General features: G+C 34.7%; 2 protein-coding genes. Both read left to right on the forward strand.

The window, feature by feature from the left end; translation table 11 throughout:
- Positions 1-632: homoserine dehydrogenase (locus AC1DTM_RS28335; protein WP_477001473.1), on the forward strand; the 632-nt coding region annotated here is incomplete at its 5' end.
- 96 nt (positions 633-728) lie between these two features.
- Positions 729-1,020, forward strand: a 292-nt coding sequence (locus AC1DTM_RS28340) for a GntR family transcriptional regulator (protein ID WP_477001474.1), incomplete at its 3' end; no start/stop codon positions are given.

Raw genomic sequence — 1,020 nt, forward strand, 5'->3', positions numbered from 1 at the left:
AAATAAAGGAAGCAGCAAAAATGGCAAATGTACGTATTCGATATAGCGGTGCAACTGCGGCTGCGTTACCGACATTAGACATTGGACAACTAAGTTTAGCAGGTTGCCATATTGAAAAAATAGAAGGAATATTGAACGGGACAACAAATTATATTCTTACAAAGATGCATGAAGAAGATAAGACGTTTGAAGAAGCGTTGCAAGAAGCACAAAATAAAGGAATTGCGGAGACTAACCCGTTATTAGATATAAGCGGGATGGATAGCGCTTGTAAATTATTACTTTTGACGAATAGTTTAATGGGAACAGATTATTCACTCAAAGATATACAAATAAACGGAATAGAGCACGTTACAACGCAACAAATTCAAAATGCAAAGGAACAAAATAAATCTATTAAATTGATTGCATCAGCATATAAAGATGCTAATGGAAAATTAAATCTTAGTGTAAAACCTTGTAATTTAGAGAAAGAACATCCATTAGCAAATATAAATAGTACCGAAAAAGGAATTACATTCTTTACGGATTCAATGGGACAAGTGACAACGCTTGGAGGGGCCTCAAACCCACGTGGGGCAGCCGCAGCCGCTTTGAAAGATTTAATCAATCTATATCGAAAGGATTTATAGGCTTTATAACCGTACCGCTATTCATAAAAAATACATATGTGGTGGACCTTTTGAGAATGAAATAAATATGCAAAAATAATTGCAGGGGGTAAGGAATTGTTTAAGGATTTTAAAGTTGTAAAAGATCGTCCCGTTTATATTCAATTAAAAGATTATTTAAAAAAGATGATTATGAAAGGGCATTTGTTGGGGGATCAAAAAATCCCATCAACAAGGGAACTGAGTGAATTATTATCAGTGAGCAGAAATACAGTACTCTCTGCTTACGCGGATTTAGAACAAGAAGGACTCATTTATGCAGTTAAAGGAAAAGGAAATTTCGTTGCGAAGGTGGATATATCTAACACCTCGTCTGTTGAAATAGATTGGAAAAATAAACTTAATGCAG

The sequence above is a fragment of the Bacillus sp. P4_D3 genome (genome assembly GCF_056401855.1).